This window comes from Xanthomonas euroxanthea, from assembly GCF_903989455.1.
Classification (GTDB): Bacteria; Pseudomonadota; Gammaproteobacteria; order Xanthomonadales; family Xanthomonadaceae; genus Xanthomonas; species Xanthomonas euroxanthea.
The window spans coordinates 913000-928555 of record NZ_LR861803.1 but is presented as its reverse complement, the minus strand read 5'-3'; the positions used below and the strand labels follow the sequence as shown (position 1 = coordinate 928555).

Below are 15556 nucleotides of genomic sequence, written 5' to 3'. Positions count from 1 at the left end.
CTCAAACTCTCAGGACGCCGCCAGGGCGAGGTGTTCAGCGATAGGACCCAGCACCAGCGCGGGCATGAACTGCAGCACGGTGAGCACCAGCACGATCGCCATCAGGGTCAGCGCGAAGGTCGGTGTTTCGACCTGCAGGCTGCCGGCCGACTCGGGCGCACGCCGCTTCACGGCCATGCGCGCGGCCACCATCAGCGGCAGGATCAACGCCGGATAGCGCCCCAGTGCCAACACCACCGAGCAACTCAGGTTCCACCAGTACGTGGCATCACCCAGCCCCTCGAAACCGGAGCCATTGTTGGCAAAGGCCGAGGTGTACTCGTAGAACACCTGGCTGATCGCGTGGAAGCCGGGGTTGGAATTGGCCGTCCATGCAGGCACCGCCAGCGCCACCGCGGTGAAGCCCAGCACCACCAACGGCTGCAGCAGGATCAGCAGCGCAAGCAACTGCACCTCGCGCGCTTCGATCTTGCGGCCGAACAACTCCGGCGTGCGCCCGGTCATCAACCCGGCCAGAAACACGCTCAGCAGCAGATACACCACGAACTGCTGCAGACCGCAGCCGACGCCGCCCCAGATCGCGTTGATCAGCATGTCCACCAGCGTGACCAGGCCGCTCAACGGCGCCAGCGAATCGTGCATCGCGTTGACCGAGCCGTTGGAGGTCTGCGTGGTCAACGCCGCCCATAACGCGGACGCATCCGCGCCGATGCGCACCTCCTTGCCTTCCATCAGGGCAGGCGAGCTGGCGCTGGCCGAATGCGCTTCGGACCACAGCAACAGCGCGGTGGACGCGGCCGACATCGTCAGCATGGTGCCCAATACCAGGGCGGTGAGACGTTTGCGCCCGGTCAGGTAGCCGACCATGAACACCACGCTCATCGGCAACAGCACCAGCGCCAGCGTCTCCAGCAGATTGCTCAGCGGCGTGGGATTTTCCAGCGCCACCGAACTGTTGGGGCCGTACCAGCCGCCGCCATTGGTGCCGAGCTGCTTGACCGCGACCATCGCCGCAACCGGCCCGACCGGTATGGTCTGCTTGGGCATGCCGGCACTGCTGTCCAGCGGTACGGCAGTGGCCGCACCCTGCAACGTGGAGGGCACGCCCTGCCAGCCAAGCAGCACCGTCCACAGCAGGCACAACGGCAGCAGGACGCGCACGCTGGCGCGGATCACATCGGCCCAGTAATTGCCGACATCCGCGTCCGGCAGGTCCTCCACGCCGGAACCCGACGGCTGCCGTCCCTGGCGCGGCATGCCCATTTCCGGCTCGTCCGGCCCAGCCGTCAGTGACTTGGCGCCCGCCGCCGCATGAGGCAGCAGCGTGGCATCGGACACCGTTGCGGCAACTCGCCCACCGAACAAAGCACGCAAGGTCGCCACCGCCAATGCCAGGCCCATCATCGGCGTCACCACCTGCAGGCCGACGATGCCGGTCATCTGCGCCAGATACGACAACTGCGCCTGGCCCGAGTAATGCTGCTGGTTGGTGTTGGTGACGAACGACACCATGGTGTGCAGCGCGGTATCCCAGCGCATGTTCGGGACGGCGTCCGGGTTGAACGGCAGCCACGCCTGGGTCATGAACACTGCCCAGGTGAGCAGGCCAACCACCAGGTTGCTGAGCAAAAACGCCACCGCATAGCCGCGCCACGACATGCCCTGCTGCGGGCGGGTGCCGAGCAGTGCATACAGCGGCCGTTCGATCCAGCCGAACAGCGCATCGCCACGCATCGGGGCGCCGCGCATCACCGCCGCCAGATAGCGGCCAAGCGGCCAGGCCAGCACGATGGCCAGCGCATAGACAAGGAGAGTTTCAATCATTGGAGCGCACTCGCATCAGAAGTCTTCGGGGCGCAGGACCACGTACAACAGGTACGCAGCGGCAACGAGCACGGCCACGCCGCACAGCAGGGACAACCAGGCAGGCATGTCGGCTACTCCCCGAGACGCGCGCAACGCGGCGCGATGGAGACGGTGTGCGGCGGCGCATGCAGCATCTGCGGGCCAACGAGGCAAAGCGCTGCCGCACCGCACGCGCAGCGGCGATGGAGCAGACAGGTCAAGGGATGCATCGGAATCGTCCAGGGCGGAACCGCTCCGCCAACCTGCGCAGTGTCTTCCCCGGCTACGTAAAGTCGCTATGGACCTGCGACAGCCCTCGCGTAAATTCCGCATAAATGCTGCGCAGCGACGGTGTGCAGTCGGGTATCCCGACCATGCAGCCGTTCCAGGCAACCACGACTTCTAGTTCGTCCACACCCTCCGGCGCCAGCTCAGGACGACCAGCTTTTGAGTCAGGGCGTTATGAAGCTGTAGCAACGCTCTGCCGGTCGAGGGCGCGGCGCTCATCTGAAAAGCTGTCTGTCATGCGGTGTGCATCAGACCCGGAGCCGATGCTTCATGATCGAGCAAGGCACACCCAGCACTGCTCTTGCCATGCACACCGACCATCTCGCTTGGTCCTTGCCCGCCCACCGTCGCGGGACCTTACGCGGCATGGATGCCGCGTAAGAGCCTACATGGACGTACTTGCGGCGTGTCCTGCGATGGTGGGCGGGCAAGGTCCCTGCAGCAAGGTCCCTGCAGCAAGCTCGCAGCGTCAAGGGCGCGGCAAGGACACCGCACCAGACAGTTGCTCGGCGCTCATCTGAAAAGCTGTCTGTCGTGCGGTGTGCATCAGACCCGGAGCCGATGCTTCATGGTGGAACAAGGCGCATCCAGCACTGCTCTTAGCCATGCACACCGACTATCTGGACTGGTCCTTGCCCGCCCACCGTCGCGGGACCTTACGCGGCATGGATGCCGCGTAAGAGCCTACATGGACGTACTTGCGGCGTGTCCTGCGATGGTGGGCGGGCAAGGGCCCTGCAGCAAACTCACAGCGTCGAGGGGGCGCGGCGCCCTACCACTCGCGGAACAGGCAGCAACTCCGCAGTTGAAGACTCCCACATATGCGGCCTGTCGACGGAACGCTCACTGCCGCTGCACTAACGTGCCGGCGTCATCCATCAGAGTCCTTGCACATGCCTGTCAGCTACTCGATCAGCCTGCCCGACCCCAAGCTCGCCCGTGGCGGCGATGCCAGCGTGAGCTTCACCGCCCATGGTGCCGAGGCCTTTGCCGAACAGTTGCAGGCCGCCTTGCGTGATCCGGCCTGGTTCGATCGCTGGCGCCTGCTGCAGGCCGACCCGGATGCGGTGGACCCCAGCCTGGGCGTCACCGATACCTCGGCGACAGTGACCGGCAAGCAGGGCGACCTGCGGATCGACTTGGTTGCCACCACCAGCATCCCCGGCGACCTGCTCAAGCAGCGCATGCAGGCCCTGGCCGGGCACCACTGGGAACTGCGCGACGTGCGTTGACTGTATTGCCGCCGTGCGTACAGCGCGGCGGCAACATCCTCAGGTCGGTGTACTGTGTGCCACCCGCCGCGGCCAGCGCCATTTCAGATTCACCGCCAGCGTGCCGACCACGATCAGCGCCAGGCCCAACCACTGCACCGGCACCAATGCGTGGCCGTAGAGCAGATAGTCCAGCAATAGCGTCACCAGCGGATACACGAACGCCAGCACCGCGATCGTGGCCACATGCAGATGGCGATAGGACGAATAGAACAGCACATAGACGATGCCGCTGTGGATCACGCCCAGGCCAACCAGCCACAGCCAATGCAGGCCCGGATGCAATGCCGCGCCGCTGGAAAACCCGGCCAGCAGGAACGTGCCGACCCAGCACTGCACGGTCACCACCGCCAGCGGCCGCTCACGGCTGATGCGACGCGACATCAGCAACGAGGCACCGCACAGCAACGCTGCCAACAGCGTGAGCGCAATGCCGATCAGGTAGCCACGATCGGCCGCCTGCCACAAGCGTGCCGGATCTGCCGAGCAGGCCACGCCGACGAATGCCAGCAGCGTCCAGCCCAGATCGGCACGCCGCGTGCGCTCGCCCTGCAACAATGCGGCCAGGAGCAGCATCACGAACGGGAACACGTGGTAGACCATGGTCGCCACGCCGATCGACGAGCGCGCCATCCCCGCGAACAATGCCACCCAGTTCAACACCAGCAGTACGCCACTGATGGTGGCATCACGCAACAGCGCACGCTCGCGCCATAGTCCTCGCAGCTGTCCACCGATCACCCCGCACACGCTGAGAAACAGCGCGCCGAACAGGCAGCGATAGAACACCGCCGTCACCGGATTCTGCCCGCTTTCGTGCACGAATACGCCGACCGATCCGATCAACACTTCGGCAACCAGCAATTGCCAGATCGCACGTCGCCCAGCGCCGGCCGATACCGCTTGCACAGGCACGGGCGTGCTCATGGCGCAATGGTTCCCTGCAGATATTGGATGGCACTGCCGCGCACGTTGACGTGCCGCGGTTCGACCCGGCACTGCAGTTGGCCGCTCCGCGCAAGGCCCTGCAGCGCAGTGAGCCACGTGCTGACCAGCCGCTGTGCCCAGCGTGGTGCATGCGCAGCATCGATCGATTGGGTGAGCGGACCTTCGCCAACGCCATCGGAAGGGCGGAAATAGCGGGCAACAGCAAACGCAGCAAGCAGCACGGCCAACCTCACGGACGAGAAGACATACACGGCGTACTCACCGGGCACGCCCAGTCTGCAACGTGCCACACGACCATGACAGATTCAGATACGCTGCAAATCGACCAATACAGATGGAAGGCGCCCGCAGATGCTGCTGTATGAATCGCTGGCCACGCAGCTGCGGCAGCAGATCGAAGGTGGCACCCTGCGTGCCGGCGAGCGCCTGCCCTCGATCCGGCAACTGGCTGCCAACCACGGCATCAGCACCGCCACCGCCGTGCAGGCCTGCCTGCAACTCGAACGCGAAGGGCGCGTGCAGGCGCGCCCGCGCTCGGGCTACTTCGTGCGCAGCACGGCGTCTGCCTTGCCGGCCGCAGCGCTCCTCCCGCGTCGGCGCAAACCGGGCATGGTCGACAACCCGGCCTTGCAGCGCGTGCTCGAGACCCTGGCGCGTACCGACCTGGTGCCGCTGCACACTGCCACGCCCGCGCCTGCGCTGTTGCCCACCGCGCACCTGGCCGCAGCCCTGGCGCGGCAGTTGCGTCGCCAGCGCACGGCTGCGTTGGATTACGCACCGCCGCAGGGCCACGCCGCACTGCGCCGCCAGATCGCACAGCGGTATGCACATTGCGCAACCACCGTCGATGCCGACGAAGTGGTGATCACCGCCGGCGCGATGGAAGCGATCAGCCTGGCGCTGCGCACGCTCACCGCGCCAGGCGATGTGGTGCTGGTCGAAACACCCACCTATCACGGCATCCTGCAGGCGGTGGCTGCGCTGCGCCTCAAGGTGCTGGAGGTACCCAATCGCCCCGGTCACGGTATCGATGTCGCACGTGTGGATGCGCTGCTGCAGCGCACCCCGGTGCGTGCGGCAGTGCTGATCCCCAACTTCAACAATCCGAACGGCAGCCTCACTCCCGACAGCGCCAAGCGCGCGTTGCTCGACAGCTGCGCCCGCCATGGCACGGTGGTGATCGAAGACGACATCTATGGCGAACTGGATTGGTCGGGGCAGCGCCCGCGCCCGCTGCGCCACTTCGACACCCATGCCAACGTGATCACCTGCGGCTCGTTCTCCAAGGTGCTGTCGCCCGGCTTGCGTGTGGGCTGGTTGCTCGGTGGCGACTGGACCGACGCGCTGGTGCGCGCCAAGTATTTTTCCACTGTCGGCAGCGCCAGCCTGCCGCAACTGGCACTGGCCGATTATCTGGCGCAACACGATCTGGAACGGCACCTGCGCAAGCTGCGCCGCACCCTGGCCGACAACGGGCAGCGGCTGCGCGATGCGATCGTGCGGCATTGGCCGCAGGACACACGCGTGGGCGACCCGGCCGGCGGGTTATCGCTATGGCTGCAATTGCCCGACGCCGGCAGCGGCCAGGCCCTGTTCGAAGCCGCGCTGGCAGAACGCATCGGCACCTCGCCCGGCCATCTGTACTCCAGCCGTGGCGACTACGCAGATCACCTGCGCCTGACCTGTGGCCAGCCGTGGAGCGATACGCTGGAGCGCGCGATGCGGCGGCTGGGCAAGCTTGCGGCGCAGGTGGCGCGTTAGCCGTTCCTGGTGGTTCGCATCAACTTGCGTGCCGGCTGGACGCGCGGTCATCCAGGCAACGCCGTCATGCCCTGCTTGCACCATGCACAGCGACCATCCTGACTGGTCCTTGCCCGTCCACCGTCGCGGGACCTTACGCGGCATGGATGCCGCGTAAGAGCCTACATGGACGTACTTGCGGCGTGTCCTGCGAGGGTGGGCGGGCAAGGGCCCCGCAGCCACGCGCAGATCGGCTGCCCTACAAGGCCAGCTACCCGCTCCACCGGGCGTCGCCCGTCCCTCATCCGCCAGTGAGCCCATACCCTCATCCGCCCCTGCGGGGCACCTTCTCCCGATGGGAGAAGGGAGCCAGGCCGCACGTCAGCCGTTTTACCAGCTGGCATCTCCTCCGCCGGGCTTCGGCCCTCCCCTCATCCGCCCCTGCGGGGCTCCTTCTCTCGGGGGAGAAGGGAGTTCAGCTCGACACCTTACTCATGCCACGGCGCGCGCAATACGGCAGCGCGGCAACGCAACGCGATGCGCACCACCGCCATGCGCCGTCTCATGGCACGCAGCACCACCCGCTTGCCCAAAACGATCAACCACGCAACGCCGCGGCATGGTGTGCGATGTGCTCGCCGATAAAGCTGGCGATGAAGTAATAGCTGTGGTCGTAACCGGGCTGCAGCCGCACCGTGACCGGGTAGCCGGCCGCGGTGGCGGCCTCTTCGAACAGTGATGTTTTCAGCTGGTTCTCGAGAAATTCATCGCCATCGCCCTGGTCGATCAACAGCGGCAGGCGCTCCTGTGCCTGTGCGATCAACGCAGTGGCGTCGTACGCCTTCCACGCTGCGCGGTCCGGCCCCAGATACTGGCCAAACGCTTTCTCGCCCCATGGCACCAGGCTGGGCGCGACGATCGGCGAGAACGCCGACACGCTGCGATAGCGGCCCGGATTCTTCAATGCGATGGTCAGGGCGCCATGGCCGCCCATCGAGTGGCCGCTGATCGCGCGTGCACCGGTGGTGGCAACGTGCGCTTCGATCAATGCCGGCAATTCGTTCACCACATAGTCGTACATGCGGTAATGCGCCGCCCACGGTTGCTCGGTGGCATCGACGTAGAAGCCGGCGCCCTTGCCGATATCGTAGCCGTCCGCGTCGGCCACATCGTCGCCACGCGGGCTGGTGTCGGGGGCGACCAGGATCACGCCATGCTCGGCCGCGTAGCGCTGCGCGCCGGCCTTGCTGATGAAGTTCTGTTCGGTGCAGGTCAGGCCGCTGAGCCAGTACAGCACCGGTAGCGGGCCATCGGCGGCCTGCGGCGGCAGATAGATGCCCACCTGCATGCTGCAGTTCAAGCTCTGCGATTGATGCCGATAGACATCTTGCCAGCCGCCGAAGCAGGCATGGTGTTCGATACGTTCCATGAGATTCCTTCGATAAGAACCTGCGGCCGGCGTGCGTGCCGGCCGCGGGGTTGGGCGATCAGTGCAGCAGGCCCTTCTTGCGTGCCACGTTGGCAGCCAGTGCATCCATCAATCCCGGCGACAGGCAGTCGTACGGGGTCAGCCCGAGCTCGTTGAGACGCGCGCGCACGCCGTCCATGGCAGCCGGCGGCGTGCCGGTTTCGATGATGGAGGAAACGAACGCCGCAAAGCCCGGCGGCGACCAGCCCGACTGCTGCGACAACTCGGTATGGATGAAGTCCAGACCGTAAAACGCGTGTTCCTTGTCTTCGATGCGACCGAACATGTGCACACCGCAGCCGGTGCATGCATGCCGCTGGATCGCCGCAGTTTCGTCGACGACCTTGAGCTTTTCCGCATGCGCGGTCACCGTGACCTTGTCGCGCGGCACCACTGCAATCACCGAAAATGTCGCGCCTTCCGGCTTCCAGCATTTACTGCAGCCGCAGGCGTGGTTGTGCGCGGTCTGCGCAGCCACGTCCACGGTCACCTTGTCGCTGGCGCAGTGGCACGCAAGGGTTCCGCCCTGAAAACTTTCCGCACCTCCACGCGCTACACCACTGTCTACCGAAGGATGAATCGAGACGCTGGTCATCATGCCCCTCCCGGAGTATCGGGTACCACGTGCGCGGAAGCGGCCGCGCGCCGATTCTGGCCGTACGGTCAGAAATGAATCACGGTGCGGATCGACTTGCCTTCGTGCATCAGGTGGAAGGCCTCGTTGATCTCTTCCAGCGGCATGGTGTGGGTGATGAACGGGTCGAGATCGATCTCGCCCGTCATCGACTGCTCCACCATGCCCGGCAACTGGGTCCGTCCCTTGACACCGCCGAAGGCCGAGCCGCGCCACACGCGGCCGGTCACCAGCTGGAACGGACGGGTGCTGATTTCCTGGCCTGCACCGGCCACGCCGATGATGACGCTCTCGCCCCAGCCCTTGTGGCAGCACTCCAGCGCCGACCGCATCACATTGACGTTGCCGATGCACTCGAAGCTGAAGTCCACGCCGCCATCGGTCAACTCGACGATGACCTCCTGGATCGGCTTGTCGTAGTCCTTGGGGTTGATGCAGTCGGTGGCGCCCATGCTGCGCGCCAGGTCGAACTTGCCCGGGTTGGTGTCGATGGCCAGGATGCGCCCGGCCTTGGCCTGCACCGCGCCCTGGATCACCGCCAGACCGATGCCGCCCAGGCCGAACACCGCCACGCTTTCGCCCGGCTTGACCTTGGCGGTGTTGTGCACCGCACCGATGCCCGTGGTGACGCCGCAACCGAGCAGGCAGACCTTTTCCAGCGGCGCGTCCGGGTTCACCACGGCCAGCGAAATCTCCGGCACCACGGTGTACTCGCTGAAGGTGCTGCAGCCCATGTAGTGGTAGATCGGCTCGCCGTTGTAGGAGAAGCGCGTGGTGCCGTCGGGCATCAGCCCCTTGCCCTGGGTGGCGCGCACCGCTTGGCAGAGGTTGGTCTTGCCGGACAGGCAGAACTTGCACTTGCGGCATTCGGCCGTGTACAGCGGGATCACGTGATCGCCCACCTTGACGCTGGTCACGCCCTCGCCCACTTGCTCGACAATGCCGCCGCCTTCGTGGCCCAGCACGGACGGGAAGATGCCTTCCGGGTCGTCGCCAGACAGGGTGAATGCATCGGTGTGGCACACACCGGTGTGGGTGATGCGGACCAGCACTTCGCCGGCCTTCGGCGGTGCGACGTCGATCTCGACGATTTCCAGCGGCTTGCCGGGTCCGAATGCAACTGCTGCACGGGATTTCATGTGATGGCGCTCCTGACGATGAGATTCAAGGACGGGCACGGCATGCGCCGGCCCGGTGGGAGTTCATTTGAGGTAGGACCGGACCAGCCCGAGCAATTCCTGCACCCGCTCGGCACGCTGCGCATCGGAAGCGGCGGCGTGGCCGAAGTCTTCGCGGATATGCGCTTCGAGCACCTGCGACATCAGTCCATTGACGGCCCCCCGGATCGCGGCGATCTGCTGCAGGACAGGCGCACAGTCTGCGCCCGCCTCCAGCGCGCGCTCAAGCGCGTCGCATTGCCCGCGCAGGCGTCGCACGCGCGCAAGCGCCCGCTTTTTCTCCTGTGGCGAATGCGGCATGGCGCCCCCGGTCAAATACTGGGGGGTAGTATATGGATCTGCTCGAGAAAAGCCACGCCTGCGAACACGCCTGCTCAAACAAGGCCCGGGCGGCCGCAGCCGGGGCCGGTCGTCCGCTGCGACACTTTTCGCGTCAGCCATGGCGCTGCACGTCCATCCAGGCGCATGCAGGTGATCGACGCGTTGTATCGGGGTGCTGTGGATTCCGCGCGCCGGCAGCCGCTGTCGTCGCACTGCAGCACGGCACTGGCAGGCATGTGCAGGCGCAGCACGCAGTGTCAGCCCTCGTCGCTGTCCAGGCGCATGCTCTCCGACACCGGGAGTTCGATGGTGCAGCGCACCCCGTCCGGCCCCATCACGTAGGTGGTCTCGGCCTGCAATTGGTACGGCAGCGCACGTTCGATCAACTCACGGCCGTAGCCGGACCCTTGCGGCGCCTCGCCAGGCGCCGGCATGTGCACGCCGGTCTCGCTCCACTCGATGCGCAGGCGGGTGCCCTGGGCCGGACGCAGCAAGCGCCAACGCACCTGCAACTGTCCGCCGGCCTGTGCAAGCGCGCCGTATTTGGTGGCGTTGGTGGCCAGCTCGTGCAGGGCAAGTGCGAAGGTCTGCACGGTGCTGGAGCGCAGACGCACGCCGTCCGGGCCGTCCAGGGTGACGCGGTCGCCATGGCCGTGGGCATCGATCGCGCCCATCGCCGACAGCTCGGCCCGGATCAATTCATCGAACAGGATGCGATCGCCTTCGTTCAGGCGCGACAGCAGCCCCTGCACACGCGCCAGGGCGTCCAGGCGGTCGTTATAGATCAGTGTCAGCTCGGCGATGGTCGTGCTGCTGCGTTGCGTGCGATTGAAGACCACGCGCACCACCCCCATCAGATTGCGGGTGCGGTGCTGCAGCTCGGCCAGCAGCACCTGCTGGCGATCTTCCCACTGCCGTCGCCGGGTCACGTCCTGGCCGATCTTGAGATAGCCCAGCGGCTCGGCGCGGCCGTCGCGCAGCGGCCGCGTCGCGCCTTCGATGAACACGCGCCGGCCATCCTTGCGTTGATGCCAGCGAACATTCGGCGCGCCGCCGGTGTAATGCGCCTGCTCGATCTCGCGCTGCGGCACGCCGGTGAGACGGTCCTCGGCCACGAAGGTCATTGCGATGTGCTGGCCGATCGCCTCCTCGGCGGTCCAGCCGAAGACCGCTTCGGCACCCGGCGGCCAGGTCTGGATATGTCCGCGCGTATCGGTGGTAAAGATTGCGTAGTCGAGCGCGCTCTCCACGATCACCCGGTAGCGCTCTTCGCTTTCGAGCAGCGCGGCCTGCGCGCGCGCGCGCTCCAGCGCCGCCCAGGTGCGCTCGGCGGTCTCCTCCGCCAGGCGGATCTCGGCCGCACTCCAGTTACGCGCGGTCCGTTGATTGACCACGAAGGTGGCCACCAGCTGCCCGCACTTGATCAGCGGCACCACGATCAGCGCGCCGATCTCGTGGCCCGCATCGGCCGGGCGCCGATCGTCGGGCAATGCAGGGTCAGCGACGGCATCGCGCACCACCCATGTCTGCGCGTCGAGCAGCCAGGGCATCGGCCAGTCCGTCGACGCGAAGCGATGCGCATGACTGGTTTCATCGGGTTGATGCCAGTCGCGTTCAACCACGTACTGGTGCGCCCTGGCATCCACGTCCACGTAGTAGGCGCGGCCGGCGTTCAAATGCTCGCCGAGCACGCGCGCGGCCTCGGCCTGGATGGCGGCCGGATCGGGCAGCGGCCGCAAGGCGTCGGAGAGTTTCAGCAGGAAGGCATTGCGGTCCTGCACCTCGCGTAGCGCCGCCTCGGTGAGCTTGCGGTCGGTGATGTCGAGTACAAACTCGAAGCCTGTGCCATCCGGCAGGCACTTGGACGCAAACAGGGCCCAGCGCCGGGTTCCGTCCTTGCACAGATATTGGCGCTCGTAAGGCGTGGCACTTCCCTTGCTCTTGAGCTCCTCGAAGGCCTGCTCGCACACGCCCCTGAATTCGGGTGGCGTCAGCGCCTGCCAGGAAAGCGTGCCCGCTTCCACGTCGGCACGGCTGTAGCCGCTCATCTTCAAGAACGTGTCGTTGGCATCGGTGAGGCGACCACCCATGTCGAAATACGTCGCGCCGACGGTTTCGATCGTCAACGCGGTGCGGAAGCGTTCTTCGCTGGCACGCAGCCGCTCGTCGGCCCGGCGCTTGTCGGAGATGTCGCGAAAGTAGACCGACATTCCGCCATCGTTGGTGGGGTAGATGCTGACATCCACCCAGTACCCCAATGCCGGCGACACGGTTTCCAGCCTGACCACCTGGCGGGTCTGCGACGCCTGCACATAGGCCTGATACGGCAGCGACCCGATCGAGTCGGGGAATTGTTCCCACAGCAAGGTCCCGAGCAATTGATCGCGCGCGCGCCCCCACAGCAACTCGGCCTTCTGGTTGATGTAGGTGAAGCGCCCGTCCGCATCGACGCCGTAGAACGCGTCGGAAATACTTTCGAGAATGTCGCGATTGCGCTCGGCAAGCGCACCCACCTCCATCTGCACCCGGCGTTGCGCAGTGACATCCTGCAACACTGCAACGCCCCCGGTGACGCGGCCGGCTTCGCGCAGCGCCACTGCGGTAATCCGCAACCAGCGCTGTGCAGCGTCATGGGGGTCGAGAAAGTCCACCGGCGCGATCGTGTCTTCGCCACGCAGCGCGCGGGCGCAGGGAAAGTCCTGGATCGCAACCGCCTGCCCTTGCTGATCGACACCGGCGCGCGGCTGCTCCAGCGGCGGCGCGCACGAGGGGACCCGCGCAGCCAGCTGGTCCCGCAGTTGTGGATTCCGGTAGGTGAAGCGACCTTGCAGATCGAACAGGCCGATCCCGATGGGGACCTGGTCGAGTACGTACGTCAGCCGCGCCTCGCTATCGCGCAGGCATTCCTCGGCCTGCTTGCGCGCCGTGACGTCGGTTCCGGCACCGAACCACTCGGTGATGCGTCCCTCCGCATCCAGTGCCGGGACCGCCTTGGTCGCCATCCACGCAATGCTGCCATCGGCGCGTCGTACCCGGTGCTCGAACACGATCGCGCTGCGCGAGCGGATTCCTGCATCGATCCTGCTGCGCACCAGCGCCTGATCCTCTGCGGGAATGTAATCCATGATCCACGAACGGCTGGTCGCCGGCGCAACGGCGGCGCGCGTGCCGGCGGTCAGCTGGTGCATCTCGTCCCAGTCCGCACTCATGCGGTAATACACCTCGGAACTTGCCGCCGACAGCGCGGCCAGCCGCGACTCGCTGGTACGCAATGCCAGCTCGGCCCGATAGCGCTCGATGTAGTCGGCGGCCGTCCATGCGAGCAGTTCGAGCAATCTGAGTTCGTGTTCCGCGGGCCGATACGGCACGGTGAACTGGGTTCCGAGCAATCCCAGCAGGCCACCGGCACGATTGAACAACGGGGTGAACTGGGCAGCACGGATGCCGCTGCACAGCGCTGCCTCGTAATCGGGCGTTCCCTTCAACGGGGTGAAGGTTTCGATGTCCTCGATCACCAACTGCCGGCGTTCGCGCCGCACGGTGTCGCAGGTGGCCTGGAAACCGTCTTTCAGGAATTGCTGGACGAAGGCGCTGCGTTCGTCATGTCCGCGATAGACGCGCAACTCCATCTCGCTGCTGTGTGCGCTGACCAGTTGCACGCAGCCGCAGTCGGTACGCGCGAAGGCGCAGGCAAGCGCGGTGATGTCCTGCAGCGCGATACGGGCGTCGGCCTGTGCCGCCAGGCTGACCTGCAAGGCATGCAGGCGACGCATGCCGGCGAGTTCGTCCTGCAGTGCCGCGTTGTCCTGCCTGGTGTTGTCGGGCATGGCACTCATCGTGTCCGGCCCTGGCCTGCGCCCATCGCGATCGATCATTCGTACCGGGTGAGCCCCCACAGTGCGCACTCGATGGCGAAGGGCTTGTCAGTAGCGTGCTCGACACAGCGGGTTGTTGCCGGTGCCGCGCGTGCGGACAAGACGGCTGAAGCGAAGCCGAGGGGAATCGTTTAATTCGGCCTGCCGGCTGCCGGACCTCCGGTGCAGAGATCGCCAAGCGCGGCAAGCGTCCGCTTCGCTCGGGTTGCGCATTACAGCGAGCAGGGCGACTGTCGCACGTGCGGAGTTCACCAGCTGCAGCATCGCCGCGGGTAGCTGGCAGCGACGGTGGACGTGATCTCCAAGACCAGCAGGATCAGCCATGCCGGGGCGGCGGCCCGAAACCCTGGGCCTGCAGGCATTGCAGCAGCGCTGGCGATGGCGGGCCGAGGGACGATGCGTCAGGCGCAGCCCATGCGATGCCTTGCACGGTGGCACAGGCCTGCAACGCGGCGTCGAAGTCGGAATCATGGAGTGGCGGGCCACGACGTGCCTGTGGCGGCGCAGGCGGCGGCGGTGGCCCGCCGGCAGGCGCGCCGCAGACACTGGCGCAGCCGCCCAGGCCGAGCACTGCCAGCAGTGCGGTGATGGCGGCTGTGGTGCGTGTCTGGACCATCGTCGATCTCCCTGGCTGGATGGCGCACATGCGCGTCCTGCACGCACATGGCACTGCGGGACGTCCCCGCTTGGTCAGGGAGAGCGTCGCATCGCGCCATGTCGTGCATTTGCCGCTGCGCGCCGCCCGCTGGCGTACGCCGCCACGCAGCGCACAAGGCCTGCAACCACGCGGGCACCGGGCGCTGCAGGCGATATGCCCGGACCGTGCTGAAGGCCAGGCCGGGCGAACGTGTCAGTTTTCGACGATTGCCGGGGCCACGCCCGCGCTGACGTCCGCCACATCTGCGGGCAACGAGGCCAGCACCGCAGTGCGAAAGCGCGCTGCGAATGCGGCATTGTTGGCCTGGTAGAACGCGCGCGCATTGGCCGACAACCGATCCAGCTGCGCCTGCGGCAACGCCAGCGCGGTTTCCACCGCCTGCGCGATGCCCGCCGCATCCACGTAGTAGTACGACGCCAGACGCCGCTGGCGCACCTCGGCCACCGGGATCAGCACGCCGTGCTCGGGCCTGACCAGTTCGTTCATCGGCTCACCGTCGGTGGCCAGGGTCACCGCACCCACGCTCAGCGCTTCCATCAGGTAATGCCCGAAGCCTTCGGCCTCGGACGGACACAGATGGAACAGATGCGCGTTCTGCAGCCGCCGCAGTTCGGCATCGTCGAGATAGCGGACGCGGTGGTCGATGTTCGGCGCCACCACCGGCTTGCCGGCGGTACGCGGGCTCTGCACCACCGTCAGCAGCGGCCACTCCGGATGCCGTTGCCAGGTCTCCAGCAGCACCTGCGTGCCCTTGGCGGTGCTGCGCCCGGCCAGGTGGAAGAACGCACGCTGACGCGGGACCTGCGCATCGTGGCGATCCGGGCTGGTGAAGCCGATGAAGCGCGTGGTGCAGCCCAGGCTGCGAAAAATCCGTTCCGCGTGATGGGTCTTGCACAGCACCGCGTCGAACTGCGGCAGCCGTGGCAGCCACTTGGGCAGCAACCATTCCGGATTGGGCACCAGCAGGTTGGTCTGGCCCAGCGGCAGGCAGCGCGCATACACACGCTCGGAAAAGATCTGCACAGGCACCCGCCCGAACAGCGCGCGACTGGCCCACAGACGGGCTTCGCGCGCGGTGTCCTGCAGCCGCTGACTGGTGAAGCCCACTTCCTGCACCGGGATGCCGCCGGCCCGCAGCGTCTGCGCCATCAGCACCATGTCCCGGGTCAGGCCCACGCCGTTGTCGCGGCTGATCACCCGCATCATCGGAAACGCCTTGTCATGCGTACACTCGCCATTGCAGCGGCGCAGTGTCGTTTGCCCGGTTTCCTGCACGATATTCCGTTCTGTCATGGTGCGTCACGCGTGTGCCAAAGGTTGACAAATTCAA

General features: G+C 66.3%; 12 protein-coding genes. 2 read left to right on the top strand and 10 right to left on the bottom strand.

Annotated elements, in window-relative coordinates:
- Window positions 1-9: 9 nt before the first annotated feature.
- The gene (gene kdpA, locus H7A86_RS03810; protein WP_119130719.1) at window positions 10-1824 is read right to left on the bottom strand and encodes a potassium-transporting ATPase subunit KdpA; all 1815 of its coding nucleotides are present in this window, start codon (window positions 1822-1824) and stop codon (window positions 10-12) included.
- Window positions 1825-1839: 15 nt separating this feature from the next.
- The gene (locus H7A86_RS03805) at window positions 1840-1932 is read right to left on the bottom strand and encodes a potassium-transporting ATPase subunit F (RefSeq protein WP_006452907.1); all 93 of its coding nucleotides are present in this window, start codon (window positions 1930-1932) and stop codon (window positions 1840-1842) included.
- A 1094-nt stretch (window positions 1933-3026) separates the two neighbouring features.
- Between H7A86_RS03805 and H7A86_RS03800 the strand changes: the two genes are divergently transcribed.
- The gene (locus tag H7A86_RS03800) at window positions 3027-3365 is read left to right on the top strand and encodes a hypothetical protein (RefSeq protein ID WP_166762394.1); all 339 of its coding nucleotides are present in this window, start codon (window positions 3027-3029) and stop codon (window positions 3363-3365) included.
- A gap of 39 nt (window positions 3366-3404) precedes the next feature.
- Here the strand turns inward: H7A86_RS03800 and H7A86_RS03795 are convergent, their stop codons facing one another.
- A complete protein-coding gene (locus H7A86_RS03795) occupies window positions 3405-4331 on the bottom strand; it encodes a DMT family transporter (protein WP_119130717.1) in 927 nt (308 codons plus the stop codon).
- Between the two features lie 372 nt (window positions 4332-4703).
- Between H7A86_RS03795 and H7A86_RS03790 the strand changes: the two genes are divergently transcribed.
- On the top strand, window positions 4704-6113 hold the full coding sequence (locus H7A86_RS03790) for an aminotransferase-like domain-containing protein (RefSeq protein ID WP_104586018.1): 1410 nt from the start codon (window positions 4704-4706) through the stop codon (window positions 6111-6113).
- A gap of 577 nt (window positions 6114-6690) precedes the next feature.
- Here the strand turns inward: H7A86_RS03790 and fghA are convergent.
- From fghA to H7A86_RS03755, 7 genes are all read right to left on the bottom strand, one after another.
- Window positions 6691-7521: an S-formylglutathione hydrolase gene (gene fghA / locus H7A86_RS03785; protein ID WP_119130715.1), complete on the bottom strand. Its 831-nt coding sequence runs from the start codon at window positions 7519-7521 to the stop codon at window positions 6691-6693.
- Between the two features lie 58 nt (window positions 7522-7579).
- Window positions 7580-8155 (bottom strand): S-(hydroxymethyl)glutathione synthase, encoded by a 576-nt coding sequence (gene gfa, locus H7A86_RS03780; protein ID WP_104586020.1) that lies wholly within the window; start codon window positions 8153-8155, stop codon window positions 7580-7582.
- 68 nt (window positions 8156-8223) lie between these two features.
- Window positions 8224-9333 carry an S-(hydroxymethyl)glutathione dehydrogenase/class III alcohol dehydrogenase gene (locus H7A86_RS03775; RefSeq protein WP_104585998.1) on the bottom strand — a complete coding sequence of 370 codons (1110 nt, stop codon included), beginning with the start codon at window positions 9331-9333 and terminating at the stop codon, window positions 8224-8226.
- 63 nt (window positions 9334-9396) lie between these two features.
- Complete coding sequence (gene frmR, locus H7A86_RS03770) at window positions 9397-9672, bottom strand: formaldehyde-responsive transcriptional repressor FrmR (protein ID WP_016902624.1); 276 nt, start codon at window positions 9670-9672, stop codon at window positions 9397-9399.
- A gap of 278 nt (window positions 9673-9950) precedes the next feature.
- On the bottom strand, window positions 9951-13520 hold the full coding sequence (locus tag H7A86_RS03765) for a PAS domain-containing sensor histidine kinase (RefSeq protein WP_232099238.1): 3570 nt from the start codon (window positions 13518-13520) through the stop codon (window positions 9951-9953).
- A gap of 364 nt (window positions 13521-13884) precedes the next feature.
- Window positions 13885-14184, bottom strand: coding sequence for a hypothetical protein (locus H7A86_RS03760; RefSeq protein ID WP_119130713.1), 300 nt, complete (start codon window positions 14182-14184; stop codon window positions 13885-13887).
- Between the two features lie 234 nt (window positions 14185-14418).
- The gene (locus H7A86_RS03755) at window positions 14419-15519 is read right to left on the bottom strand and encodes a glycosyltransferase (RefSeq protein ID WP_119130712.1); all 1101 of its coding nucleotides are present in this window, start codon (window positions 15517-15519) and stop codon (window positions 14419-14421) included.
- Window positions 15520-15556: the final 37 nt, after the last annotated feature.

Bases quoted from the DNA above. Each gene is read 5' to 3' on its own strand.
- H7A86_RS03790 (WP_104586018.1), top strand. From the start codon at position 4,704: ATGCTGCTGTATGAATCGCTGGCCACGCAGCTGCGGCAGCAGATCGAA.
- H7A86_RS03800 (WP_166762394.1), top strand. From the start codon at position 3,027: ATGCCTGTCAGCTACTCGATCAGCCTGCCCGACCCCAAGCTCGCCCGT.
- H7A86_RS03805 (WP_006452907.1), bottom strand. From the start codon at position 1,932: ATGCCTGCCTGGTTGTCCCTGCTGTGCGGCGTGGCCGTGCTCGTTGCC.
- H7A86_RS03775 (WP_104585998.1), bottom strand. From the start codon at position 9,333: ATGAAATCCCGTGCAGCAGTTGCATTCGGACCCGGCAAGCCGCTGGAA.
- H7A86_RS03795 (WP_119130717.1), bottom strand. From the start codon at position 4,331: ATGAGCACGCCCGTGCCTGTGCAAGCGGTATCGGCCGGCGCTGGGCGA.
- fghA (WP_119130715.1), bottom strand. From the start codon at position 7,521: ATGGAACGTATCGAACACCATGCCTGCTTCGGCGGCTGGCAAGATGTC.
- frmR (WP_016902624.1), bottom strand. From the start codon at position 9,672: ATGCCGCATTCGCCACAGGAGAAAAAGCGGGCGCTTGCGCGCGTGCGA.
- H7A86_RS03765 (WP_232099238.1), bottom strand. From the start codon at position 13,520: ATGCCCGACAACACCAGGCAGGACAACGCGGCACTGCAGGACGAACTC.
- kdpA (WP_119130719.1), bottom strand. From the start codon at position 1,824: ATGATTGAAACTCTCCTTGTCTATGCGCTGGCCATCGTGCTGGCCTGG.
- H7A86_RS03760 (WP_119130713.1), bottom strand. From the start codon at position 14,184: ATGGTCCAGACACGCACCACAGCCGCCATCACCGCACTGCTGGCAGTG.
- gfa (WP_104586020.1), bottom strand. From the start codon at position 8,155: ATGACCAGCGTCTCGATTCATCCTTCGGTAGACAGTGGTGTAGCGCGT.
- H7A86_RS03755 (WP_119130712.1), bottom strand. From the start codon at position 15,519: ATGACAGAACGGAATATCGTGCAGGAAACCGGGCAAACGACACTGCGC.